Source organism: Micromonospora olivasterospora, assembly GCF_007830265.1.
GTDB lineage: Bacteria > Actinomycetota > Actinomycetes > Mycobacteriales > Micromonosporaceae > Micromonospora > Micromonospora olivasterospora.
Window position 1 is genome coordinate 54,278 of record NZ_VLKE01000001.1, and the last position, 24,271, is coordinate 78,548.

Consider the following 24,271-nt stretch of genomic DNA (forward strand, 5'->3'; position numbering starts at 1 on the left):
CGTCAGAGGAACCGCGTCGTCGGGTGCTCGGCGGTCCAGTACCCGGGCCGCACGCCGGCGACGGCGTCGCGGACCCGGTCGACGTCCTCGGTCGTGTTGTAGACACCGAAGGAGAGCCGGACGGTGCCGAGCAGCCCCAGCTCGTCGAGGAACGCGCTGGCGCAGTGCACCCCGCAGCGCACCGCGATCCGGTTCCGGTCCAGGTGCCCGCCCACGTCGTACGGGTGGATGCCGTCGACCACGAACGAGACGATGCCGCTGGGGTCCCGGGCGGGGTCGCCGACGATCCGCACCCGGTCGAGCGCGCCCAGGGCGGTCACGGCGTACCGGACCAGCGCGGCGTCGTGCGCGCGCACCGCGTCCCGGCCGAGGCCGTCCAGGTAGTCCAGCGCCGCCGCCAGGCCGACGGCCCCGGCGACGTCCGGGGTGCCGGCCTCCCAGCGGGGCGGCCCGGGGAGGTAGCGCACCGGCTCGTCGTGCGCGACGCCCTTCACGGTGCCGCCCCCGACCTGGTACGGCGGCAGGTCGGCGAGCAGCTCGCGGCGGCCGTACAGCACGCCCACGCCCATCGGCCCGTAGACCTTGTGGGCCGAGAAGCAGTAGAAGTCGACGCCCAGCGCGCGGACGTCCACCGGCCGGTGCGGCACGGCCTGCGCCCCGTCGACCACCACGGGGACGCCGTGCCGGTGCGCCGCGGCGACCAGTTCCCGTACCGGGTTGACCGTGCCGAGGACGTTGGAGACGTGCGCCACCGCGGCCAGCCGTACGCGCGGGCCGAGCGCCGCGGCGAACGCGTCGACTCCGACGGTGCCGCCCGTGTCGGCCGGCACGACGACCAGCTCCGCGCCGGCCTCCTCGCACAGCCGCCGCCAGGGCAGCAGGTTGGAGTTGTGTTCCATGCCGGTGACCAGCACCTGGTCCCCGCGCCCGACCAGCCGCCGGCCGAGCGTGCCGGCCAGCAGGTTGACCGCGTGCGTGGTGCCGGAGGTGAACAGCACCTCGTCGGGGTGCTCGGCGCCCAGGGCGCGTTGCACGGTCGTCCGCGCGGCCTCGAAGCGGTCGGTGGAGGTCATGCTGAGCCGGTAGTAGCCGCGGCCGACGTTGCCGTTGGCGGTGGTGTAGTAGTCGGTGACGGCGGCGAGCACGGCGGCCGGCTTCTGCGTGGTGGCCGCGTTGTCGAGGTACGCCAGGCCGGCGCCCTCCGCGCTGGAGAAGAAGGGGAAGTCCGCGCGGACGGTCGCCGGGAGCGCCCCCTGGTCGACGTCGCCCTGCCAGGTCGTGCCGGTCATGGTCTCTCCCGTCCGTCGAACAGGCTGGTGAACTCGTCGAGCAGCCGCCCGTCCAGCAGGGTGACCTTCTGCTCGGGGTAGGGGCGGCGGCTCGGCGGCAGGTAGCCGGGGTCGCCGGGGCGGCGGGGCCGGCCGTCGGCGCCGAGCAGGTGTGGGCCGTAGAAGAACCAGCAGATCTGGCCGACCTGCTCGGCGAAGAGCACCGGGTGCGCCTGGCGGGAGTACATCCGCAGGTGGCACCAGGCCGCCCGGAACTCCCCGCGCGGGCCGAAGCTGTTGCCGAGCATGACGTGGCCGAACAGGTCGTGTACGGCCCGGAACACGTCGTTGTGGGTGAACACCACCCCGTCGACGGTGACGGGGCTGGGCTCGCGCAGCGGGTGCGGGGCGGTGGACGGGCCCGGCCCGTGCCCGTCGCGGGTGAGGTAGACGGCGAGGGTGCGGGTGCGGCGCACCCGCTCGCGCAGGTCGGCCGAGTCCCGGTACGGCTGGCCCGGGCCCCGCCACGGCACCACCCGCATCCCGGCGGCGGTCAGGGCGCGGAACTGGGCCAGGTTCTCCGCCGCGAAGCGGACGTACCCGGCGAGGGCGGCCGCTTCGGGCCGCCCGCCGGCCCGGTCGTATGCCGCGGCGACGCGCAGGGCCAGCTCCTCGCATCGCGGGGCCGGCACCTCCGCGAGCCGGGACAGCGAGGTGCCGTGCCCGGGCAGCCACGGGCGCCGGTCCACGTAGCGCTGCGCGACGGCGGCCAGGTCGGGCGCCCCGCCCGACTCGCACTCCGCCATCGCCGCTCCCGGTGGTCGCTCACGCCGGAGCCCCGGGCGCCCGTCGATGCGGGCCCGGCCGCGCGGAACCCGCGGTCCCGCGCCGGCTGACCGGCCAGTCGGTCTACACACTACCGTTTCTTAAAGCAACTTACGAGCCTCGATCCGCCCCGGACCGGCGTCACGCCGCCTCGCGCCGGCCGAAGAGGCCCCGCATCAACACCGGCCTGGCGACCTCCTGGAAGTCCATGTCCGGGTCCAGCTCGCGCACGGTGCCCTCGATGACCAGCAGGGACAGCAGCGGAAAAATGAGTTCGGGGGCGGCGTACACGCCGTACCGGCGTTGCAGGTCGAACATCTCGGCGGCGAACGCGATGAGGCTGAACTCCCGGGCCGGCAGCCCGTGGCTGCGCTCGACCAGGTCGGCCATCTTGACGAGGAAGCCCGCCACGTCGGCGTCCGGCCGCAGCCCGGTGCCGCTGCGCACCACGATCTCGGCGCAGTGCCGCCCTCGGCCGATCGACATGTTCAGGAAGAACTCGGCGAACAGCCGCCGCAGTTGCTCGGTGAGCTGCACGCTGAACCCGGCGTCGAGCACCACCACCTGGCCGCCGCGGGTGAAGTAGAGGTTGCCCGGGTGCATGTCGCAGTGGACGAAGCCGTCGACGAAGAGCATGTGGTAGATCGCGGTGAGCCCCGAGGAGGCGAAGCGCCGCCGCAGCACGGGCGGGCACCGGCGGGCGGTGTCGACGTCCAGGTCGGGCACGTACTCCATGACGATGCACCGGGGCCGGGAGGCCGCGTCGTGGACCAGCGGCACCCACACCCGCGGCACGGCCGACAGGTCGGCCCGCAGCCGGCGCAGGTTGCCCGCCTCGCGGGCGAAGTCGAGCTGCCCGAGCACCGCCTCGGACATGTGCCGCATCACCTCGTTCACCGGCACGTCCCGGAAGACCGGCAGCCGGGCCATCACCGCCGCGCCGGCCCGCATCAGGGCCAGGTCGAGGGTCATCAGCCGCTCGACGCCGGGGCGGCGCAACTTGAGCGCCACCTCCTCGCCGGTGCGCAGCCGGCCCCGGTAGACGCACGCGACGCTGCCGCTGGCCACCGGGCGCGGGTCCAGCTCGGCGAACAGGTCCGGCTCCGCCGTCCCGTACGCCTCGACGAGCGCGCGCCGGGTGCCGGCGTCGTCGAGCGGCGCGACCGCGTCCTGCAACACCGACAGCTCGTCGCAGAACGCCGGCGGCAGCAGGTCCCGCCGGGTGCCCAGCACCTGCCCCGCCTTGACGAACGTGGACCCGAGCCGCATCAGCAGCCCGGTCGAGCGGCGGTACACGTGCCGCAGCCCCGCCTCGCGCCCCCGTACCGCCGCGAGGACCGCCGCGGAGACGACGGCGGGCACCAGCACGCCGAGGCTCACGACCACCGTGTGCGCCGCCCGGACGGCCAGCGCGACCCTGCCCGCCACTGGTCTCAACTCCCCACGAGGCCGGGCACGTCGATGGCCCGCAGCTGCAGGGTGCCGTGGTCGCAGTACCAGATCCGGCTGCCGTCCCAGGTCACCCCCGTCGGCCTGCCCGCCACCGAGTACGCCGCGACCTCCCGGCGCTCCCGCAGGTCGTAGACGTTGATGGTGGCGGCGGCGTAGTCGGCGTAGACGAGGTAGCTGTCCGACACGGTGAGCCCGGCGACGCCGTGGCGGACCGGGAACGTGTCGATCAGCCCCATCCCGCGCGGGTCGCGCAGCTCCACCAGGCGCAGGTCCTCGTACCCGAGCCACAGCCCGTGCCGGGTGGCCTCCAGCCCCCGCAGCAGGTGCCCGGGCCGGGGGTTGGGCAGTTCGGTAACCTCCTCGCCGGTGGCCGGGTTCAGCCCGCGCAGGCAGCGTTGCTCCCCGCACACCTGCAGCAGGTACCCGTCGAGGGTGGTCAGGTCGGTGCGCACCTCCGGGCACGGGATCCGGTGCTCGACCAGCCCGGTGTGCGGATCCAGGGCCATGATCTGGTTGGACACCGCCTCGGAGAACCACAGGAACTCCCCGAACCACGTCAACCCGCAGAGCTTGAACGCGCGGACCGGGATGTCCCGGACCGTGCCGGCCGCGAAGGGCATCAGGACCTCCCCGCCCGGACGATCCCGCAGTCCAGGCGCCAGTCGGTGACCACCCGCGCCCCGGCCGCGTTGCGCGGGCGGCGCAGGTCGACCCGCAGCTCGTCGCCCTCGGCCACCCGGGTGTGGCGCAGCGGCCAGATCCAGACGGCCCAGTTGCACCCCGGGTACGAGGGGAAGTTCGACAGGGCGACGCCGTCGGCCATGTCGGCGGTGAACCAGCCCATCACGGCGTGCAGGGTGCCGGGACGCACGACCCGCAGCCGCTGGCTGGACCGGGGTCGGGTGGAGCCGGACCGGCCCAGCGCCGAGTCGGCGACGGGCGCCGGATCGCTGAGCAGGCGCGGCTCCCGCTGGAAGAAGTGCAGGTGCGCCTGCGGCTCGACCAGGTCCTGCACGGCGTCGAGCCGGTAGCCGAGGAAGTCGCCGCCCCACAGCCCCCAGCCCTCGCCGTCGAACTCGATGGCCGCCAGCCGGGTCACCAGCCGGCGCGGCACCACCCGTCCGCCCGGCCGCAGCACCCGGCGGGCGGTCACGGCGAGCACCTCGGCCATCTGCTCCTCCGGCCCGAGGTTGCCCATCATCTCGGAGACGAGCACGTCGGCCGGCTGCGGCAGCCGCACGGTGCGGGCGTCGCCCGCCACGAGGGTGAGCCGGTCCTTGAGGTCGTTGCTCTCGACGATCCGGGCGGCGACCTCGACCATCCGGGGGTCGGCCTCCACGGCGTACACGTGGCCGGCGCCGTGGCGCAGGGCCAGCAGGGACAGCGCGAGCGTCCCCGCGCCGACGTCCACCACCACGTCGCCCGGGTCGATCGACCGTTCGAGGGCCCGGTCGTACGCGGACAGGCGGGGAGCGTCGGCGAGCATCGTCTGGTGCATCAGGAGCAGGCGCTGGTCCACAGTGTCCTCCCCATGTCACGTGGCATCCCTCCCGGGCCCTGAGGGGACCGGCCCGGGAGGGATGCCACCAGACACCTGGCGCTATCGGATTTCTTAGTTAATCGACAGGCCGAGATGTCGTCAAGTGGTTCAGACGTTGACAGCCGCGGTCTCGCCGACGACCGCGTCCCGCATCACCAGGTTGACGCCGGTGAGGCGGGCCCTGGGCTGCTCGTCGGTGGTGACCAGCGCGGTGTCGCCGGCCTCCAGGCGCAGCTCGGTGCCCGTGGCCTCCATGTCGCGCAGCTTGCCGTTGATGTGCACGGCGTTGGCCGCGTACAGGGTCTGGCTCGGGGTGACGAGCTCGAACTCGGCGTCGATGTGCAGCTCGCTCGGGAACTTGACCCGGCTGAGGCTGTCCTCGTTGCCGTCGCCGAGCGTGCCGCCGGAGACCCGCGGCCAGCTGGCCCGCAGCATGACCCGGCCGCCGAGTTCGGGGCTGTGCCCGACCATGGCGACGCGGGCGAGCTGCGCGAGGACGCCGGCGCCCTCGTCGTGCTTCTCCGGGCCGAAGAGCAGCACCTCCGCACCGGCGGCGTTCCGGTAGTCACCGGCCAGGTCGATCCGGACGGTCCTGCCGTTGACCTCGACCTCGATCTGCCCCTCCATGGAGGTCTGCATGATCATGGAGGGGTCGACCAGCATGGACATGCAGGGACCGGCGCTCGGCGCGAAGAACAGGTTGGGCGTGATGCCCACCGGCTGGTTCTCGTCGTTCGCCGGGTACCACGCCTCCGGCAGCGTGGTGCCCCGCACCACGTTCGGCGCCTGCATGACGTCGAACGGGCCGTCGCCGCGCGGCTTGCCCAGGTACGGGCCTGTCAGCGGCTTCTTGAACGGCGGGACGCTGTCCACCACCCCGTAGATGTCGATCACGTTGCGGTGGGCCAGGCGCAGCGTGCTCGACTCCAGGATGCCGAACCGGCGGATGTAGAACTCGGCCGGGAAGTTCTTGCCCGGCACGATCTGCCGCACGTGCCCGCTGTTGGGCAGGAAGGGGTTCGACAGGACCTGGATCCGGTCGTCCAGCTCGTAGCTGAAGCCCTTGATGCCCACCTCCGGGGCGCTGATCAGCTCCGTCTCGAACTCCGCGTAGCCCTTCTCGTCCACCCGGTGCTCGAAGCCGGGCATCGGCCACTTGTTCAGTTGCACGAAGCCCGACAGGTTGATCGTCTCGCGTCGACCCGAGTAGTAGTCCTCACCGAAGACCACCGTCGCGGCCGCCAGAATATGCGGCCGGATCGGCTTCGGCTCGAGGTTCAACGACTCGTAGGTCTCCCGTACTCCACTCACCCCGTACACCTCCGTAGGGCGCTGACCGGTCACCGGGAGCAACCTGTCCCGGCCCGGGCCCGGGACCGGACCCGCGCCCGAAAGCTATATGTTTTTATAGCAAGCTGTCAATCACTCTCCGCCTATCTCCCCCGTGGATGCACATCGCGGGCGGCACAGCCGTCCGCCCCGGCGGGGGCGGGCGCCGGGCAGGGACGGGCGGCGAGGGCGGACGCCGGGCGGCCACGGCGAAACCGGCGGGGCAGGCGGGACCGCCGCCGCGTCGGCGGCGGGGCGGCGCAGCGCCGGCCGGGATCAGCGCGGCTCGGCGCCGTTCGGAATCAGCGCGGCTCGGCGCCGGCCGGAATCAGCGCGGCTCGGCGCCGGCCGGGATCAGCGCGGCTCGGCGCCGTTCGGAATCAGCGCGGCTCGGCGCCGGCCGGGATCAGCGCGGATCGGCGCCGGGCGCCTCGGCGGCGTTCAGCTCGGTCGAGAGCCGACGCAACAGGTTCAGGCAGCGGTGCCGGCGGCGGGGCCCACCGGGCTCCGGCAACAGGAGGGACTTCTCCTCCAGCCGGGCCAGCGCCCCGGCGACGTCCACCCCGTCCGACGACGAGTACCGCGGGAACAGCCGCCCCGCCTCCTCCTCGTCGAACACCGGCGGCAGGACGGCGAGCCGGGTGAACACCCACCGCTCCGCCGGGGTCAGCGTCCGCACGCTCCGCTCCAACACCGAGCGTAGCGAGCGGCCACCGGTGGACCCGCGGCGCACGGTGGGCCGCAGCCGGGCCAGCGGCGCGTCGAGCTGGCGCAGCACGGCCTCCAGGGAGCTGTCGGCCAGGTAGTCCGCGGCCATCTCCAGGGCCAGTGGCAGCCCATCCACGCGCCGGCAGATCCGCTCGACGAGGGGAAGGTTGCCGGCCGTGACGCGGAAGCCGGGCCGCGTCTGCGCCGCCCGGCGGCCGAACAGGTCGACCGCCGGCCCGGGCGCGGGCCGGTCGCCGGCAGCCAGGGGCAGCGGCCACAGCCGCCGGACCGCTTCGTACGGCAGGTTCAGCGGCTCCCGGGAGGTCACCAGGACCCGCAGCGGCCCGGGATCGCGCAGCATGGTGTCCACCACCAGGGCGCAGGCGTCGACGAGGTGCTCGGCGTTGTCCAGCAGGAGCAGGGCCGCCGGCCCACCGGGGGCCGGTGGCCCGGCGGCCGGGACACCCAGCGCGTCGCACACCCGCGCGCACAGCTGCGCCCGGTCGGCGAGGTCGGCGACGTCCACGGCCACGACCCCGTGCGCGAACGAGTCCCGCAACCGGCGTCCGACCACCCGGGCGAGGGCGGACTTGCCGCAGCCGGGCGGCCCGGCCAGGGTGACCAGACGGTGCCGCCGGAGCAGGTCGAGCACCACGCGCAGGTCGGCGTCCCGGTGCACCAGGTCGTCGGCGCGCCCCGGGTCGCCGATCCCCGCCGGGTCGCCGATCCCCGCCGGGTCGCCGATCCCCGCCGGGTCGCCGGCACCGACGACGCGGGCCACGGCGCGCGGGTCGGCCTCGGCGCCGACAGGCGCGGCGCCGGCCGGGCGGGTCGTCGGGTCGGCCTCGGCGCCGACACGCGCGGCGCCGGCCGGATGGGTCGTCGGGTCGACCAGCCGGCGGTGCACCACCTGGAGCGCGGGCCCCGGCTCGACACCCAACTCCTGGCGGAGCAGGTCACGCACCTTCCGGAAGTGGGCCAGGGCCGGCGAGCGTCGCCCCGTCCGCTCCAGGACGGTCAGGTAGTGCGCCTGGACCCGCTCGTCGAGGGGCTCCACCGCCGCCAGCCGGGCGGCGACCTGCCGCACCTCCGTCGGGCGGCCGACCCGTATCCCCAGGTCCACGTACTCGAGGGCGACGTCGGCCCAGGTCAACCGGAGCGCCTCGACCTCCACGGACCGGCCCAGCAGCGCGCTCAGCTCGCCGAGCAGCGGATCCCGCCAGAGCTGGAGGGCACGCCCGAAGAGCCGGAGGGCGGGCACGGCCTCGCCGCGCACCAGCCGCCCCCTCGCCTGACCGACGAGGTCCCGGAAGACGCCGAGGTCGACGTCGCGCTCGTCCATCCGCAGCACGTAACCGTCGGAGGTGGAGGCGATGACGTTGGTCCGGCCGCGGCGGGGAGCGTCGGGCTCGATGATCTGCCGTAGCCGGGCGACGTAGGTGTGCATGAGCTGGCGCGCCCGCGCCGGGGCCTCCTCGCCCCAGATCACCCCCTGGAGCTCGTGGACCGCGACGCCGCGGTCGGCCCGCACGGCCAGCGCCGCGAACAGCGCCTTCTGCTTGGTGGGACCCAGGTCGACGGCGACTGAGTCTCTGGTCAGCCGGAGCGGCCCGAGGAGTTGAAGACGCAACGCCGCATCCGACACCGGAACCGCCATTCGTCGTGGGGGGCCAGGAGAAACACCAAGAGTGTTCGTGACACTACCTGGAGTCTCAACCGAGCATACCGACCAACTTATCGATATCCATGAGCGCATTTCGGCACGCGGCCCGGCCGGGAGCCGCCCGCACCGCGAGCACGGACGCCCAACTCCGGCAGGAAACGATAAGTTACTATCGAAATCTATAGCTATCGCGTCGATGTCAGGCAGTGGGTGGTCCCATGTTCGAGCGGTTCACCGACCGAGCGCGACGGGTTGTCGTCCTGGCCCAGGAAGAGGCCCGGATGCTCAACCACAACTACATCGGTACGGAGCACATCCTGTTGGGCCTGATCCATGAGGGTGAGGGCCTGGCGGCCAAGGCCCTGGAGAGCCTCGGCATCTCGCTGGAGGGTGTGCGTCAGCAGGTCGAGGAGATCATCGGCCAGGGCCAGCAGGCGCCGAGCGGGCATATTCCGTTCACGCCGCGGGCGAAGAAGGTGTTGGAGCTGTCGCTGCGTGAGGCGTTGCAGCTGGGGCACAACTACATCGGCACGGAGCACATCCTGCTCGGTCTGATCCGTGAGGGTGAGGGCGTCGCCGCGCAGGTCCTCGTGAAGCTCGGTGCGGACCTGAACCGGGTGCGGCAGCAGGTGATCCAGTTGCTCTCCGGCTATCAGGGTAAGGAGCCGGCGGCGGCGGGTACCGCGACGGGTGAGGCCGCCCCGTCGACCAGCCTGGTGCTGGACCAGTTCGGTCGGAACCTGACCCAGGCTGCCCGGGAGGGCAAGCTCGACCCGGTGATCGGGCGGGAGAAGGAGATCGAGCGGGTCATGCAGGTGCTGTCCCGCCGCACGAAGAACAACCCCGTGCTGATCGGCGAGCCGGGTGTGGGTAAGACCGCCGTGGTGGAGGGCCTGTCCCAGAAGATCATCAAGGGTGAGGTGCCGGAGACGCTGAAGGACAAGCAGCTCTACACCCTCGACCTGGGTGCCCTCGTGGCCGGTTCCCGCTACCGCGGTGACTTCGAGGAGCGCCTGAAGAAGGTCCTCAAGGAGATCCGCACCCGCGGCGACATCATCCTGTTCATCGACGAGATCCACACCCTGGTGGGTGCGGGTGCCGCGGAGGGTGCGATCGACGCGGCGAGCATCCTGAAGCCGATGCTGGCCCGCGGCGAGTTGCAGACCATCGGCGCGACGACCCTGGATGAGTACCGCAAGCACCTGGAGAAGGACGCGGCGTTGGAGCGGCGGTTCCAGCCGATCCAGGTGGGTGAGCCGTCGTTGGCCCACACGATCGAGATTTTGAAGGGTTTGCGGGACCGGTACGAGGCGCACCACCGGGTGTCGATCACCGACGCCGCGCTGGTGGCCGCCGCCACGCTGGCCGACCGGTACATCTCGGATCGGTTCCTGCCGGACAAGGCGATCGACCTGATCGACGAGGCGGGTGCGCGGATGCGGATCCGCCGGATGACGGCGCCGCCGGACCTGCGGGACTTCGACGAGCGGATCGCGCAGGTGCGTCGGGACAAGGAGTCCGCGATCGACGCGCAGGACTTCGAGCGTGCCGCCCAGTTGCGGGACAAGGAGAAGCAGTTGCTGGGTCAGAAGGCGCAGCGGGAGAAGGAGTGGAAGGCCGGCGACCTGGACGTCGTCAGTGAGGTTGACGACGAGCAGATCGCCGAGGTGCTGGGTAACTGGACCGGTATCCCGGTGTACAAGCTGACCGAGGAGGAGACCTCTCGGCTGCTGCGGATGGAAGACGAGCTGCACAAGCGGGTCATCGGTCAGGAGGACGCGGTCAAGGCCGTGTCGAAGGCGATCCGTCGTACGCGTGCCGGGTTGAAGGACCCGAAGCGGCCGTCGGGGTCGTTCATCTTCGCCGGCCCGTCGGGTGTGGGTAAGACCGAGTTGTCCAAGGCGCTCGCCGAGTTCCTGTTCGGCTCGGAGGACGCGTTGATCCAGTTGGACATGTCGGAGTTCCACGACCGGTACACGGTGTCCCGCCTGGTGGGTGCGCCTCCCGGGTACGTCGGCTACGACGAGGGTGGGCAGCTGACGGAGAAGGTGCGCCGGCGTCCGTTCTCGGTGGTGTTGTTCGACGAGATCGAGAAGGCCCACCCGGATGTGTTCAACACGCTGCTGCAGATCCTGGAGGACGGTCGGCTCACCGACGGTCAGGGACGGATCGTGGACTTCAAGAACACGGTGATCATCCTGACCACGAACCTGGGCACCCGGGATGTGGCCAAGGCCGTGTCGTTGGGCTTCCAGGCGTCGGAGGACCAGGAGTCGAACTACGACCGGATGAAGCAGAAGGTCAACGACGAGCTCAAGCAGCACTTCCGGCCGGAGTTCCTGAACCGTATCGATGACACGATCGTGTTCCACCAGCTGCGTCAGACCGAGATCCTGTCGATCGTCGACATCATGATCGCCCGGATCGAGACCCAGCTGCGGAACAAGGACATGGGCCTCGAGCTGACCGACAACGCGAAGAAGTACCTCGCCACGAAGGGCTTCGACCCCGTCCTCGGCGCCCGGCCGCTGCGCCGCACGATCCAGCGTGACATCGAGGACAACCTGTCCGAACGGATCCTGTTCAACGAACTGACCCCCGGACAGATCGTCGTCGTCGACTGCGAAGGCGACCCCAACAACACCGACAAGTCCACACTCGTCTTCCGCGGAGCCGACGAGTAACGACGAGCCCTCCGCGATCTTGCACTTGTGGCCCCGGCAAATCCGGCAAACCACCCTATCCCGAGGGCCGAAAGCGCAAGATCGCGGTCGTGGTCGTCCTGCTCGGCGCGGGCCGCGTCCGGGGAAGCGTGCGCGCGAGCCGGTCAGTCGTCGCTGGTCCACGCCCCGGCGCGCAGGGCGTCGGCCACCGGGCTGCCGTCCCGGTTCGGCCCCTTCTCCACCACCACCAGGTTGTGGTAGAAGTGCACCCCCCGGACGGTCTGGTCGGTCGGCAGCGGCTTCCAGGTGTCCGCCCGGAGGTACTCCTGGTGGTGCAGGCCGTCCACGAGCTGCTTGAGGAAGCCGAGCGTGTAGGCGGTGTCGTTGAGGTCGTCCTCGCTGCCCTGGAACAGGAACGGCCAGAACGAGGTCTGCACGTCCTCCACGATGTACAGCCCGCCGTGCCGCAGCAGCGGGAACAGGGTGGTGAACGAGCTGATCACGTGGGCGCTGACGTGGCTGCCGTCGTCCACGACGATGTCCGGCGGGCCGATCCGCTCGACCACCGCCCGGAGCGCGTCCGGGTCGGCCTGATCCACCCGGAACGTCGTCACCCGCGGCTCGTCCACCGCCTGCTTGTCGACCACGTCCAGGCCGTACACCAGCGCGCGGGGAAAGTAGTGCTTCCACATCCGCAGCGACTCGCCGCCGTCCGTCGGGTCCTCGTAGCCGCCCACGCCGATCTCCAGGACCGTCAGCCGGCGGTCCCGGAAGGACGCCAGGTGCTGCTCGTACGGCAGCGCGTACTGGTGCAGCGGGCCCCACTTGTCGGTGCCGGTGTACACCGCGAGCCTGCTCAGCGTCGGGGCGTCGCGCCGGTCCAGCACGTCCAGCAGGCGCTGCACCGGCGCCGCCCACGTCGCCGGCGGCGGGTTCTTCGCGTACTCGCGCTCGACCACCTCGGCCCCCGGCCACCGCACCGTCCGCGTGCCGTCCGTCACGGACTCCCGCGGGCCGTACAGCGCGCGAACGCACTCGGCGAGGCCCTGGGTGATGACGACCGGCGGCAGATCGGGGTACGCCGACGGGTTCGGCACCGGGAACCGGTGTTCCGCCCCGTCGTGCACGAGGGTGAGCACGGTAGCGGCCCCGTCGGGCGCGGCGATCTCGTCGAGCCGGGCCCGGAAGAGGACCTCGTCGAAGACCGCCCGGGCGGCGGCCTCGGCGCCGACCCGCTCGATCGCCCCGGCCACGTCGCCGTCCCGGGTCTCCGCGGCCGCCAGAAGCAGGGTGGTGGGGTCCATCGGCTGTCCAATCGCTCGTCGCGTATGAGGGATGGGCCGGGACGCTGTCAGCTGCTGGCGGCCGCCCGGCGGTTGTTGCCGAAGAAGCGCCGGCCCGCCCAGCGGACGGGGCGGCTCCCGGAGAGCCGGAACGCCATCGTCCGCAGCCACAGCGCGGTCGCGTTCGGGGCGACGAACATGGCGGTGGCGCGCAGTGCCTCGCGCTGGCGGGACAGCACGAGCGGCCGGAACTCCGCCTCCCACGCCGCCAGGGCGCCGGAGGGGTCGCCGTGGTGCCTGTCCAGGACGTCCCCGAGCAGTTCGGCGCCGCCGACGGCCAGGGACGACCCGGACCCGGCGAAGAGGCTGACGCACCACGCCGAGTCGCCCAGCAGCACCACCCGGCCCTGGTGCCAGCGCTCCATCCGGATCTGGCAGATCCGGTCGAAGTAGATCGAGTCCTCCTTCGCCACCGCCGTCAACAGGTCGGGGACGACCCAGCCCAGGTCGCCGTACACCCGCCGCAGCGTCGGCACGGGCCCCTCGCGCAGGTCCCGCTCCACGTCGTCCGTCCGGAAGGCGAAGAAGGCGGCGCACCGGCCGTCCGCCGTCGGGGTGATCCCGACCCCCCTGCCGACGAGGCCGACGCCGACGGACTGGGCGGCGTCGAGGCGCGCCGCGCGGGGCGGCTCGGGCAGCAGGCAGCTGATCACGGCGTGCCCGAGATCGGCCCGGAAACGCTCCTCCGGGCCGAACACGGCGGCGCGGACCTGCGAGTGCAGCCCGTCGGCGCCGACGACCAGGTCGAACCGGCCGTCGGTGCCGTCGCTGAACCCGACGTCGACCCCGTCGTCGTCCTGGTCGAGCCGGGTGACCGTGGTGCCGAACCTGAGCCGGGCCCGGTCACTCAGCGCCCGGTGCAGGGCCGCCTCCAGGTCGCCGCGCAGCAGCGTGACGGAGGCGCCGCCGACCAGGGCGGCGTGCGCCTCGGGCGGCAGCGCGGCGACCCGCCGGCCGCTCTCGTCCACGTAGACGAGCTCCGGCGTCGGCTGCTCCGCCCGCTCCAGGTCGGGCAGGATGCCCAGCCGGCCGGCGGCCTCGTACCCGACGCCGGAGAAGTTGACGACGTAGCCGCCGCCGCGCGGGCCCGGCGCCTTCTCCACCACCAGTACGTCCCAGCCGCTGCGACCCAGCCGCAGGGCGGCGGCCAGCCCCGCGATCCCGGCGCCGACGATCAGCGCCGCCCGGGCACCTCCTGATGTTCTGCCACGATTCGGCCCCTCCCCTGTCGGCCCCGTGGTGTGCCCGCCCCGTCACTCCGGCGTGGCGGCCTCCGTGCGGTCCTCGGTCTTGATGAGCAGGGTCAGCAGCGCGACACCCACCGTCACCACGGCGGCGACGGTCAGCGACGTCTGCAGACCCACGACGAACGACTCCTGGGCCTTCGCGACGATGCTCTCGGCCAACGCGGCGGGCGTGCCGGGGGCGACCGGAAGGCTGCCCTGCGCCACGACGGCGCCGGCGTCGGCGATGTCGGCGGCCACGTCGTCCGGCACGCCGGCCTCGGCCAGCCGGTCGGGCAGCGCCGCGTCGACGCTGACGAACATGATCGAGCCGATGGTCGCCACGCCGAGGACCGGGCCGACGCTCGCCGCGGTCTCCGACATGCCCGAGCTGACGCCGGCCAGGCTGGGCGGCGCGCTGGCGATGATCGCCTCGGTGGCGACCGGGTAGATCGTGCTCATGCCGCCGCCGATAAGGATCAGGAACGGCCAGAGCGCGTGGTACGACGACGAGGTGGACAGCTGCGCCAGGCCGAAGAAGCCCACGGCCATCGCCAGCGAGCCGACCAGCAGCGGGACCCGCCGCCCGAACCGCTCGTTCAACTTGCCGGCGATCGGGCCGGCCACGATCGTCATCGCGGCGAGCGGAAGCAGGCCGAGCCCGGCCTGGATCGCGTTCATCCCCCGGACGTGCTGCATGTACAGCGCCAGGTAGAACCAGCTGCCGAACATGAGGGCGCCGGCCACCACGACCGCGATGGTGCCGGCGATCACGGGCGGCGCCCGGAACAGCGACAGCGGGATCACGGGCTCGTCGGTGCGGCGCTCCCGCAGCACGAACAGCACGGCGAGCAGCAGGGCGAGCGCGAGGCCGACGAGCGGCTGGACGCCCGTCCACCCGTGCTCGGTGACCCGGTCGACGCTCCAGACGAGCGCGAGGAGGGTGCCGGTGAGCAGGACGATGCCGGGCATGTCGAACGCGCGCTCGGCCCCCTCCGGCGGGGTCGGCCGGACCAGCAGCAGCACTGCCAGCAGCGCGGCGGCACCGACGAAGACGTTGACGTAGAAGGCCCAGCGCCAGTCCGCGAGCTCCACGATGGCGCCACCGACGAACGGCCCGGACACCCCGGCGACCGCGTACGTGCCCATGAAGACGCCGATGGCCGTCTTGAGCCGCCCCGGGGGGAACGTGAGCCGCAGGATCGCCAACGCGCTGGGCATCAGGGTGGCGCCCGCGACGCCCTGGACGACCCGCCACGCGATCAGCGCCTCGACGCTCTGTGCCCGGCCGACCAGGGCGGAACTGGCCATGAAGGCGGCCATACCGACGAGGAAGACGAGCCGGTGGCCGAACCGGTCGCCGAGCTTGCCGGCCACGACCAGGCTGGCGGCGAAGGCCAGCAGGTAGCCGGTGGTCACCCACTGGAGCTGCGACAGCGTGGTGTCGAGATCCGCGGCGATGGCCGGGTTCGCCACGGTCACCACGGACATGTCGAGGCTGATCAGCGTCACGGCGAGGGCCATGGTGAACAGGCCGACCCACGCGGCCCGCGACACGGTCTCCTCCGGAGGCGGCTCCCCGGTGCCGGGCGGGTCCTGCTCGACCTTCTGATCCATGCGGTTCACCTCTGTGCGGGGGCCGGGCCGGAGAGCCGGTCGGCGGGGCCGACCAGCCGGCGGAGGGCATGGGCGTGCGTCGTCACCTGAGCCGGCCCGGGGGCGCGCCCACGCCACGAGCCCTGGATGGGCCGCGAGCGGCACGGCGCACACGTCGGGCCGTTCACTAAACGATAGCAGTCGCTACGCCCCGGTGAGCGCTCCACACGCGCCGGCGGGTGCCGAGAACGGCTCGGTTTTGGTTTAGAGTCACATACCGACACTGTGGACGGCGCTGCTCTGGAGGTCCCCGTGGTCGATCCGGTGATCCGCGACTACCTGCTGCTGGGCCTCCGGCTGGGCCGACTGGTCGACGGCTTCGTCGACTGCTGGTTCGGCGACGAACGACTCTGGCGGCAGGTGCAGGACGAACCGACCCCGGAGCCCGCGCGACTGGCGCGGGACGCGTCCCGGCTGCGGGCCGCGCTGGCCGGAGCGGAGCTCGCCGAGGACCGCCGGCGCTTCCTGACCGCGCAGGCCCGGGCGCTGGAGTGCTCGGCGCGCCGCCTGGCCGGCACCGACATCGGGTTCCACGCCGAGGTCGAGGCGTACTTCGACGTGGAGATAGCCCTCACCGACACCGACCGGTACGCGGCCGGGCACGACGAGATCGCCGCGCTGCTGCCGGGGCCCGGCGACCTGCGCGCCCGCCTCGCCGCGTTCCACGAGCGGGACCGCATCCCGGCGGGCCGCCTGGGCGACGCCGTCCGGGCCGTCTCCGGCCGGCTGCGCGCCGTGGCCCGCGACCGGTTCCTCCTGCCGGAGCGGGAGTCGGTGGAGTACGAGGTGGTGGGCGACCGCCCCTGGAACGCGTTCAACCGCTACCAGGGCGGCTTCCACTCGCTGGTGACGCTGAACGCCGACGCGGGCCACGGCATGTCCGCGCTGCCCCACCTGGCCACGCACGAGGTCTACCCGGGGCACCACACGGAGCACTGCGTCAAGGAGGCCGGCCTGGTGCGGGCCGGCGGGCAGGCGGAGCAGACCATCGCGCTGGTGAACACCCCGCAGTGCCTGCTCGCCGAGGGCATGGCCGAGGTGGCGCTGCACGTCGCCCTGGGCGCGGGCTGGGGCCCGTGGACGCAGGGCGTGCTCGCCGAGGTCGGGCTACGGCTGGACGGCGAGCTGGTCGAACGGCTGCTGCCGCACACGACGACGCTGCTGGCGGCCCGCCAGGACGCCGCGATCATGCTGCACGACCGGGGCGCCGACCCCGAGGAGGTGGTGGCGTACCTGCGGCGCTGGATGCTCGTCGGCGAGGAGCGTGCCCGGCACATGGTGCGGTTCCTGACCGATCCGCTCTGGCGGGCCTACACCGTCACCTACATCGAGGGGTCCCGGCTGGTCCGGTCCTGGCTCGCCGGCGCGGGCGACCCGGCGGCGCGGTACCGCCGGCTGCTCGCCGAGCCGCTGCTGCCGTCGCAACTGCGGGCGGAGGCGGCCGCCCCGACGTGACCCGCCGCCCGGCCGGGGCGGGTCGGCCGGCCCCGCCGTGCCCTACCCGGGGACCAGCAGCAGCCGGGCGGCCAGGGCGAGGAACACGACGCCGACGCCCGCCTCGAGCCACCGGCGTACGCCCGGCCGCCGCAGCACCGCCCGGGTCCGCTCCAGCAGCAGCACCACCACCGCCACCCAACCGAGCCCGACCAGCACGTGCGTCAGCACCAGCACCGACAACTGCGGCAGGACCGGCTGCCGCGCGGCGACGAACTGCGGCAGCACGGACAGGTAGAACACGAGCACCTTGGGGTTGGTCACGTTGGCGAGCAGCCCCTGCCGGTACGCGCCGACTGGGTCGAGGGGCGGCGGCCCCGGCCGGTCGGTGCGTCTCCCGGCCCGCCCGAGCGCGGCACGCCGCCGTCCGCGTCCGGGTCGCGAGGGAACCGCCCGTTGTCCGCGCCCGCTTCTCGGGGGGTCCGGCCGCCGCCGTCCGCGCCGGGGTCGCGGCGGGCCGCGAGCGCCGACCGTACCGCCTGGACACCGAGGTAGGCGAGGTAGAGCGCGCCGGCGACCTGGATCGCCCGCAGGGCCCAGCCGGTGCGGACCACCACGGCGGCCACGCCGCCGGCCACGGCCGCGCCCTGGAGCAGCAGGCCGGTGGCCGTCCCGCAGCCGGTGAGCAGCCCGCCGGCCGGGCCGGCGACCACGCTGTTGCGCACGATCATGGCGAGGTCCGGGCCGGGCGCGAGCACCACGAGCACGACGAGGACCAGGTACGCCGGATAGTCGGTGGGCATCGACCCCGCCTCCCGTGAGCCTTGCGCGACCTTCCCAGAATGCTATTCTTTTATCAAGTTTGATGTCAGGCGCGTGATTATCCCGCCGCCCCCTGTCGCCCACTCCGGAAGGACGTGTGTGGCGTGCCCAGCGACGTTGACTCGTTTCTCACCACACACCGCGACCAGCTGATCGGCCAGTACCTCGACTTCCTGCGCGTGCCGGGGGTGGCCGTCACGGGCGGACCCGACATCCGGCGGATGGCCGAGTTGGCCGCCGCCAAGTGCGCCGAGGCGGGCCTGGAGGTCGCGGTGCACGAGACCCCCGGACACCCCGTGGTGTACGCGCACGGCGGGCCGCCCGACGCGCCGTTCACCCTGCTGACGTACGGCCACTACGACGTGTTCCCCGTCGACGACCAGCCGGGCTGGCGGTCGGACCCGTTCGAGCCGCTGGTTCGCGGGGACCGGGTCTACGCCCGCGGGGCCGGCGACAACAAGGGACAGTTCCTGGCGTACCTGAACGCGGTGCAGTGGTGGCAGCGCGCGGCCGGCGGCCTGCCCGTGCGGGTGAAGGTGCTGCTGGAGGGCGAGGAGGAGTACGGCAGCCGCCACCTGCCCTGGTTCGTCGAGCGGCACCGGGCCGAGCTGGCGGCGGACCTGTGCGTCTACTCGGACGGCCCGATGCTGCCCGGCGACCGGCCGGCCCTGCTGTTCGGCGCCCGGGGCGGGGTGGCCCTGGAGTTCCACGCCGCCGGAGCGGCGGTGCCGTTGCACTCCGGGAACTTCGGCGGGGTGGTCGCGAACCCGATCCTGGCGCTGGCCCGGCTGTTCGCCGCCATGGTCGCGCCCAACGGCGACCTGCGGGTCCCGGGCCTGGAACGGGGGTGCCCCGACTGACGGCCGCCGAGCGGGCGGCGCTGGACGGGCTGGAGTTCGACCCGGACGAGTTCCGCGCCCGGGTCGGCACCGAGGCGCTGCCCGCCCGGTTCGGCGAGTCGTACTACGAGCGGCTGCTCTGCCGCCCCAGCCTCACCGTCTCCGGCATCGTCGGCGGCCACACGGGCGCGGGTGTGAAGTCGCTGATCCCCACCTCGGCGACCGCGAAGGCCGACGTGCGCCTGGTCGGGCAGCAGGACCCCGACGAGGTGGTGGCCGCGATCGCCCGCTTCGCCGCCGCGGAACACCCCGAGGTGACGGTGCGCAAGCTGTTCGGGCAACCGCCCTCGCGCACCCCCATCGACCACCCGTACGCCGACCTGGTGGAGCGGGCGGTCGCCGAGTGCGTCGGCGAACGGCCGCGCCGGGTGCCCAGCCTCGCGGGCACCACGCCCGACCACGTCTTCACCCGCCAGCTCGGCGTCCCCGCCGTCATGGTGCCGCTGGCCCCGGCGGACCAGAACCACCACGGGCCCAACGAGTACATGCGCGTCTCGTACCTGCTACGCGGCGTCCGGATCGTCGCCCGCCTGATCGAGCTGCTGGCCACGGCCGGCCGGGACACGTCGCCGGCGACGGAGAGGGGGGCGGGTGTCCCTGGTTGAGGAGGCGGACGCGCCGCCGACTGTCGCGCCGGCACGCTTCTGCCCGGTGCTGGTCATCCTGTCGCCGCCCCGGTGCGGTTCCACGGCGCTGGCCCGCGCGTTCTGGCGGCACCCGGCGTTCCGCTGGTACGTCCACGAGCCGTACGACCGGGCGTACCACCGGGGCGCGGGACCGGCGGCGGCGCGCGCGGCGTTGGCGGAGCCGCTGGAGGTCGGGCGGCCCGGCGCGACCGGCCTGGTCGTCAAGGAGATGACCTTCCAGGCCGGCGCGGGCCTGGCCGACCTGCTGCGGGCCGCGACGCTGCCGGTCGTCGTCCCGGTCCGGGATCCCCGCCTCGCCGTGCGGTCCCGGGCCCGGCAGCGGGCACTGGCCGGGCAGCCCGCCGCCTTCCCGGCCGTCGAGTCCGGATGGCCCGACCTGGCCGCCGCGCTGGACCTGATGCGCGCCACCGCCGTGCCGTACGTCGTGGTGGAGTTCACCGCGCTGCGGCGCCGGCCGGCCGCGCTGCTGCCGGTGCTCTGCCGCCAGCTCGGCCTCGGCTTCACCCCCGACCTGCTGTCCTGGCCCGCGCGCGCCGGCCTGCCGCTGGGCCAGCTCGGCGCGGAACAGCGCCACTGGTACGACCGGGCCCTGTCCAGCAGCCGGTTCGTCGCCGACGACGAGCGGCCGCCCGGGCCGGACGACGTCCCCGCGCCGCTGCGTCCGCACCTCGCCGAGTGGCTCGACGTGTACCGGCGGGCGATGCGCGACCCGCACGCCGTCGGCCCGGCCCCCGCCGGCCCGTCGCTCGCCGGGCGACTGCCGTGAGCCGGTTCGCCGGGGCGGTGCGCCCCGCCGCCCACGCCGACGTCCCCGCGATCACCGAGGTCTACAACCAGGCCGTGCGGGACCGGATCGCCACCTGCGACCTGAGCGACGTCCCCGAGGACGGCCGGCACGCCTGGCTCGACCGGCACCACCACCCGTACGGGGTGTTCGTGGCCGAGGAGGGCGGCGGGGTGCGCGGCTGGGTGACGCTCGCGCCGTACGACCAGAAGCCCTGCTTCCACCGCACCGCCACCTTCTCCACGTACGTGCACCGCGACTGGCGGGGCCGTGGCGTCGGCAGCGCGCTGCGGGTGTTCATGATCGACGAGGCGCGGCGGCGCGGCTTCCACGCGCTGGTCAACCGCGTGTGGTCCAACAACGAGGCCAGCATCGCGTTCGCCAAGCGGTTCGGCTTCACCCAGGTGGGCCACATGCCCGAGCTGGTCCACATCGACGGCGAGTACGTCGACTGCCTGTTCTTCCAGCTGCTCCTGTAGGGACGTCCCGGCGGCAGAGAGGACTCTTCATGCGCGTGTTGTTCGTGGTGGTGCCCGGCGTCGGCCACCTGTACCCGCTCGTGCCGCTGGCCTGGGCGTTCCGCGCCGCCGGGCACGACGTGCTGGTGGCGGTGGCCGAGCACGCCGACAGGGCGGCCGCCTCCGGCCTCACCGTGGTCGACCCGGCGCCCGGGCTCGACCTGATGGCGGCGATGGGGCAGGCGCTGCGCGAGAACCCGGAGCTGGCGGCCGTCGTCCAGCGGCCGATGCGCGACCCCGCGGACTGGGCGGCGCACTTCGCGGCGGTGAACCGGCCGCTGGTGGCCGGCGCGGTGGAGCTGGCCCGGCGCTGGCGGCCCGACCTGGTGCTCTTCGACCACGCCTGCACCGCCGGGCTGATCGCCGCCGCCGCCGCGGGCGCGCCCGCCGTGCAGCAGATCCTGGGCGTGTTCCGCAGCCGCGGGCTGCACGAGCGTACGGCCGCCCACCTGGCCGACGTGTGGCGCCCCCTCGGCGTGACCGAGGTCGCCCCGCCGGTGGCCACGCTCGAGTACATGCCGCCCGGCATGATGACCGGCGAGCCGGAGGGCCGGTTCACCCGGTTCGTGCCGTACACCGGCGGCGGCGTGCTGCCCGACTGGCTGCGGCGGCGGCCGGACCGCCCCCGCGTCGCGGTGACCCTCGGCACGATCGCCCCGCAGCGGCAGGGGATCGGCCAGCTCGCACCGCTCGTCGCCGCCGCGGCCGAGGTGGACGCGGAGTTCGTGCTCGCGCTGGGCCACCTGGACCCGGCGCCGCTGGGCCCGCTGCCGCCCAACGTCCGCGCCGCCGGGTGGGTGCCGCTGGACCCGCTGCTGGCCACCTGCGCGGCCGTCGTCCATCACGGGGGCGCCAGCACCATGCTGACGGCCATCACCCACGGCGTGCCGCAACTGGTGATCCTGGCCCCGGGCGACACCATCCGGCCGCTGATGGGCGAGGCGCTGCGCCGCAGCGGGGCCGGCCTGGTGGCCGGTCCCGCCGAGGTGGACGCGGCCCTGATCCGACGCCTGCTGACCGACGAGGGGCTGCGCGCCGCCACCGGGCGGGTGCGGGCCGAGAACCTGGCCCTGCCGACGCCCGCCGACACGGTCGCCTGGCTCGAGGACCTGCTGGTGCGGCAGGGAACGGTGGACGGCAGCCATGCGGTTCTTCACTGACCGCCGCCCGCTGCGGGTGGCCGTCGTCGGCTTCGGCCACGTCGGCGCCTGCCTGGGCGTCACCCTCGCCGGCCGGGGGATGACGGTGACCGGCATCGACACCGACGCGGCGCTGGTCGCGGAGCTGCGCGCCGGCCGGTGCCGGCTGCGCGAGCCGGGTCTGGCGGAGGTGCTGGCCGCGCTACGGGACTCGCCCCGGCTGCGGCTGAGCACCGGGTACGGCGCCGTCGCCGACGCCGACGTCGTCGTGCTCACCGTCGGCACCCCGCTGGGCGACGCCGGCGCCGTGGTCGCGGACCACCTCGAACAGTCCTGCCGCGCGCTGGCGCCGCGGCTGCGTGCGGGGCAACTCGTCGTCGTCAAGAGCACCGTCCCGCCCGGTACGACCCGCCGGGTGCTGGCCCCGCTGCTGGAGGGCGGCGGGCTGCGGCAGGGGCGGGACTTCGGCCTGGCGTACTGCCCGGAGCGGCTGGCCGAGGGGACCGCCCTGCGGGACCTGCGCGAGCTGCCGGTGGTGGTGGGCGGGCTCGACGCGGACAGTGCCGCGGCGGCCGTCGCGTTCTGGAAGGAGGCCCTCGACGTGCCGGTCCACGTCGTGCCGGACGCGGAGACCGCGGAGATCGTCAAGCTGGCCACGAACTGGTGGATCGACGTCAACATCGCGGTGGCCAACGAGCTGGCCCGGTTCTGCGCGGCGTACGACACCGACGTGCTGGAGGTCGTCGGGGCGGCGAACGCCCTGCCCAAGGGCACGGGCCGGGTGAACCTGCTGCTGCCCGGCGTCGGCGTCGGCGGCTCCTGCCTGACCAAGGACCCGTGGATCGCCTGGCGGGCGGCGGACGCCCACGGCGTGGAGCTCGAGACGGTGGCCACGGCGCGCCGGGTGAACGACGCGATGCCGGCGCGCTGCGGCGCGCTCATCGCCGCCGAGCTGGCCCGGCTGGGCAGCGACCCCGCCGCGTCGACCGTCGCCGTCCTCGGCCTGGCGTACAAGAACGACACCGGGGACCTGCGCCACACCCCGGTGCGCGGCGTGGTGGACACCCTCCGGTCGGCGGGCGCCGCGATCCGCCTGCACGACCCGCTCGCCGACCCCGACGAGGTGCGGGCGTGCTTCGGCCAGCGCCCCGTCCCGACGCTCGACGAGGCGGTGACCGGCGCGGACTGCGTCGCCGTGCTCGCCGGCCACCGGCAGTACCGGGAGCTGGACTACGTCGCGCTGCGCGACAGGGTCGCCATGCCGTGCCTGGTCTTCGACGGGCGGCTGCACCTGCCCCCGCCCACGATCGCCGACCTGCTCGGGCTCGGCTACGCGTACCGGGGGGTGGGGCGGTGAGGCCGCTCGACGTCGTCACCGGCGGCTCCGGGTTCCTCGGCAGCCACCTCGTCGAACGCCTGGCCCGCGCGGGCCGGCGGGTGGTCAGCTACGACCTCGCTCCCCCGCCGCCCGACCTGGACTGTGACCCGTCGGCGGTGCGACACGTCACGGGCGACATCCGCGACCCGACCGCGCTGCGGCGGCTGGTCACCGACGAGGTGGACACCGTCTACCACCTGTCCGCGATGGTGGGCGTCGACCGCTACCTCCGCTCGCCGCTCGACGTGATCGACGTCAACCTGCTCGGCACCCGCGCCGTCCTGCAACGGGCCCTCGAGGTCGGCGCCCGCGTCGTCGTGGCCAGCACCAGCGAGGTGTACGGCCGGAACCCGGCGGTGCCCTGGGCGGAGGACGCGGACCGGGTGCTCGGCAGCACCGCGACGGACCGGTGGTCGTACTCCACCAGCAAGGCCCTGGCCGAGCACCTGACCCTCGCCTTCGCCCGCGAGCTGGGGCTGCGGACGACCGTGCTGCGGTACTTCAACGTCTACGGGCCCCGGCAGCGGCCCGCCTACGTGGTCAGCGGGACGGTGCACCGGCTGCTGCGGGGCCTGCCGCCGCTGCTGTACGACGGCGGCGCCCAGACGCGCGCGTTCACGTACGTCGACGACGCGGTTACCGGGACGCTGCTGGCGGCGGCGCACCCGGCCGCCGACGGCGAGGTCTTCAACATCGGCAGCGACCGGGAGACGACCGTGGCCGAGCTGGTCCGGCTCGCCGGCGAGCTGGCCGGCGTCGACACCCCGCCGTTGCCCGTCGACACCGACCGGGCCCTCGGCGGCCGGTACGAGGACATCCCCCGCCGCGTCCCGGACGTCGGCAAGGCCCGGCGCCTGCTGTCGTTCCGCTGCGCGACGCCCCTGCCCGAGGGGCTGCGGCGCACGATCGAGTGGGCCCGGCGCAGCCCGTGGTGGACGGACTCGCCGGTCGCGGACGCCGGGGCCCGGACGTGAGCGGGC

21 protein-coding genes are annotated in these 24,271 nt (G+C 73.7%); 9 read left to right on the forward strand and 12 right to left on the reverse strand.

What is annotated here, in order from left to right:
• Nucleotides 1-2 precede the first annotated feature (2 nt).
• The 7 genes from JD77_RS00145 to JD77_RS00175 form a co-directional block, all read right to left on the reverse strand.
• Nucleotides 3-1,289 (reverse strand): aminotransferase class V-fold PLP-dependent enzyme, encoded by a 1,287-nt coding sequence (locus JD77_RS00145; protein WP_145772507.1) that lies wholly within the window; start codon nucleotides 1,287-1,289, stop codon nucleotides 3-5.
• On the reverse strand, nucleotides 1,286-2,074 hold the full coding sequence (locus tag JD77_RS00150; protein WP_145772508.1) for a hypothetical protein: 789 nt from the start codon (nucleotides 2,072-2,074) through the stop codon (nucleotides 1,286-1,288). Before JD77_RS00150 ends, JD77_RS00145 begins: the two co-directional genes overlap by 4 nt.
• Nucleotides 2,075-2,234: 160 nt before the next feature.
• Entirely contained in the window at nucleotides 2,235-3,521 is a 1,287-nt protein-coding gene (locus tag JD77_RS00155) for an ABC1 kinase family protein (RefSeq protein ID WP_246140462.1), read from the reverse strand.
• A 5-nt stretch (nucleotides 3,522-3,526) separates the two neighbouring features.
• Nucleotides 3,527-4,165 (reverse strand): NHL repeat-containing protein, encoded by a 639-nt coding sequence (locus tag JD77_RS00160; RefSeq protein ID WP_145772509.1) that lies wholly within the window; start codon nucleotides 4,163-4,165, stop codon nucleotides 3,527-3,529.
• Nucleotides 4,165-5,064: a class I SAM-dependent methyltransferase gene (locus JD77_RS00165; protein ID WP_145772510.1), complete on the reverse strand. Its 900-nt coding sequence runs from the start codon at nucleotides 5,062-5,064 to the stop codon at nucleotides 4,165-4,167. The genes JD77_RS00160 and JD77_RS00165 overlap by 1 nt, the downstream gene beginning before the upstream one ends.
• Nucleotides 5,065-5,193: 129 nt before the next feature.
• On the reverse strand, nucleotides 5,194-6,396 hold the full coding sequence (locus JD77_RS00170) for a DUF6004 family protein (RefSeq protein WP_145772511.1): 1,203 nt from the start codon (nucleotides 6,394-6,396) through the stop codon (nucleotides 5,194-5,196).
• Between the two features lie 424 nt (nucleotides 6,397-6,820).
• Entirely contained in the window at nucleotides 6,821-8,752 is a 1,932-nt protein-coding gene (locus tag JD77_RS00175; RefSeq protein ID WP_170286324.1) for an AfsR/SARP family transcriptional regulator, read from the reverse strand.
• A gap of 251 nt (nucleotides 8,753-9,003) precedes the next feature.
• On the opposite strand from JD77_RS00175, the gene JD77_RS00180 reads away from it, so the two are divergent.
• Nucleotides 9,004-11,469, forward strand: coding sequence for an ATP-dependent Clp protease ATP-binding subunit (locus JD77_RS00180; RefSeq protein WP_145772513.1), 2,466 nt, complete (start codon nucleotides 9,004-9,006; stop codon nucleotides 11,467-11,469).
• A gap of 143 nt (nucleotides 11,470-11,612) precedes the next feature.
• Here JD77_RS00180 and JD77_RS00185 read toward each other — a convergent pair whose 3' ends face one another.
• The 3 genes from JD77_RS00185 to JD77_RS00195 form a co-directional block, all read right to left on the reverse strand.
• Nucleotides 11,613-12,752 (reverse strand): class I SAM-dependent methyltransferase, encoded by a 1,140-nt coding sequence (locus JD77_RS00185; RefSeq protein ID WP_145772514.1) that lies wholly within the window; start codon nucleotides 12,750-12,752, stop codon nucleotides 11,613-11,615.
• Nucleotides 12,753-12,799: 47 nt separating this feature from the next.
• Entirely contained in the window at nucleotides 12,800-13,969 is a 1,170-nt protein-coding gene (locus tag JD77_RS00190; protein WP_145772515.1) for an FAD-dependent monooxygenase, read from the reverse strand.
• A 75-nt stretch (nucleotides 13,970-14,044) separates the two neighbouring features.
• Entirely contained in the window at nucleotides 14,045-15,631 is a 1,587-nt protein-coding gene (locus JD77_RS00195) for an MFS transporter (RefSeq protein WP_145772516.1), read from the reverse strand.
• A gap of 291 nt (nucleotides 15,632-15,922) precedes the next feature.
• Between JD77_RS00195 and JD77_RS00200 the strand changes: the two genes are divergently transcribed.
• On the forward strand, nucleotides 15,923-17,125 hold the full coding sequence (locus JD77_RS00200; RefSeq protein WP_246140463.1) for a DUF885 domain-containing protein: 1,203 nt from the start codon (nucleotides 15,923-15,925) through the stop codon (nucleotides 17,123-17,125).
• A gap of 42 nt (nucleotides 17,126-17,167) precedes the next feature.
• On the opposite strand, the gene JD77_RS31710 is transcribed toward JD77_RS00200, so the two are convergent.
• Nucleotides 17,168-17,428, reverse strand: coding sequence for a LysE family translocator (locus tag JD77_RS31710; protein ID WP_170286325.1), 261 nt, complete (start codon nucleotides 17,426-17,428; stop codon nucleotides 17,168-17,170).
• Nucleotides 17,425-17,907 (reverse strand): LysE family transporter, encoded by a 483-nt coding sequence (locus JD77_RS00210; RefSeq protein ID WP_145772517.1) that lies wholly within the window; start codon nucleotides 17,905-17,907, stop codon nucleotides 17,425-17,427. Before JD77_RS00210 ends, JD77_RS31710 begins: the two co-directional genes overlap by 4 nt.
• 123 nt (nucleotides 17,908-18,030) lie before the next feature.
• Between JD77_RS00210 and JD77_RS00215 the strand changes: the two genes are divergently transcribed.
• The 7 genes from JD77_RS00215 to JD77_RS00240 are packed head-to-tail and all read left to right on the forward strand — an operon-like array spanning nucleotide 18,031 to nucleotide 24,265.
• Nucleotides 18,031-18,786, forward strand: coding sequence for a M20/M25/M40 family metallo-hydrolase (locus tag JD77_RS00215; protein WP_145772518.1), 756 nt, complete (start codon nucleotides 18,031-18,033; stop codon nucleotides 18,784-18,786).
• Complete coding sequence (locus JD77_RS00220) at nucleotides 18,774-19,430, forward strand: M20/M25/M40 family metallo-hydrolase (RefSeq protein WP_170286326.1); 657 nt, start codon at nucleotides 18,774-18,776, stop codon at nucleotides 19,428-19,430. Before JD77_RS00215 ends, JD77_RS00220 begins: the two co-directional genes overlap by 13 nt.
• Nucleotides 19,417-20,238 (forward strand): sulfotransferase-like domain-containing protein, encoded by an 822-nt coding sequence (locus tag JD77_RS31715; RefSeq protein ID WP_170286327.1) that lies wholly within the window; start codon nucleotides 19,417-19,419, stop codon nucleotides 20,236-20,238. The genes JD77_RS00220 and JD77_RS31715 overlap by 14 nt, the downstream gene beginning before the upstream one ends.
• Entirely contained in the window at nucleotides 20,235-20,735 is a 501-nt protein-coding gene (locus JD77_RS31720; protein WP_170286328.1) for a GNAT family N-acetyltransferase, read from the forward strand. The genes JD77_RS31715 and JD77_RS31720 overlap by 4 nt, the downstream gene beginning before the upstream one ends.
• Nucleotides 20,736-20,764: 29 nt before the next feature.
• Nucleotides 20,765-21,934 carry a nucleotide disphospho-sugar-binding domain-containing protein gene (locus JD77_RS00230; protein ID WP_145772521.1) on the forward strand — a complete coding sequence of 390 codons (1,170 nt, stop codon included), beginning with the start codon at nucleotides 20,765-20,767 and terminating at the stop codon, nucleotides 21,932-21,934.
• Nucleotides 21,918-23,270, forward strand: a complete 1,353-nt coding sequence (locus JD77_RS00235; RefSeq protein WP_145772522.1) for a nucleotide sugar dehydrogenase — start codon at nucleotides 21,918-21,920, stop codon at nucleotides 23,268-23,270. The genes JD77_RS00230 and JD77_RS00235 overlap by 17 nt, the downstream gene beginning before the upstream one ends.
• The gene (locus JD77_RS00240) at nucleotides 23,267-24,265 is read left to right on the forward strand and encodes an NAD-dependent epimerase/dehydratase family protein (protein ID WP_145772523.1); all 999 of its coding nucleotides are present in this window, start codon (nucleotides 23,267-23,269) and stop codon (nucleotides 24,263-24,265) included. Before JD77_RS00235 ends, JD77_RS00240 begins: the two co-directional genes overlap by 4 nt.
• Nucleotides 24,266-24,271 lie beyond the last annotated feature (6 nt).

Coding starts and splice junctions, on each gene's coding strand:
- JD77_RS00195 (WP_145772516.1), bottom strand. CDS start 15,631: ATGGATCAGAAGGTCGAGCAGGACCCGCCCGGCACCGGGGAGCCGCCT.
- JD77_RS00230 (WP_145772521.1), top strand. CDS start 20,765: ATGCGCGTGTTGTTCGTGGTGGTGCCCGGCGTCGGCCACCTGTACCCG.
- JD77_RS00185 (WP_145772514.1), bottom strand. CDS start 12,752: ATGGACCCCACCACCCTGCTTCTGGCGGCCGCGGAGACCCGGGACGGC.
- JD77_RS00235 (WP_145772522.1), top strand. CDS start 21,918: ATGCGGTTCTTCACTGACCGCCGCCCGCTGCGGGTGGCCGTCGTCGGC.
- JD77_RS00145 (WP_145772507.1), bottom strand. CDS start 1,289: ATGACCGGCACGACCTGGCAGGGCGACGTCGACCAGGGGGCGCTCCCG.
- JD77_RS00180 (WP_145772513.1), top strand. CDS start 9,004: ATGTTCGAGCGGTTCACCGACCGAGCGCGACGGGTTGTCGTCCTGGCC.
- JD77_RS00150 (WP_145772508.1), bottom strand. CDS start 2,074: ATGGCGGAGTGCGAGTCGGGCGGGGCGCCCGACCTGGCCGCCGTCGCG.
- JD77_RS00160 (WP_145772509.1), bottom strand. CDS start 4,165: ATGCCCTTCGCGGCCGGCACGGTCCGGGACATCCCGGTCCGCGCGTTC.
- JD77_RS00210 (WP_145772517.1), bottom strand. CDS start 17,907: ATGCCCACCGACTATCCGGCGTACCTGGTCCTCGTCGTGCTCGTGGTG.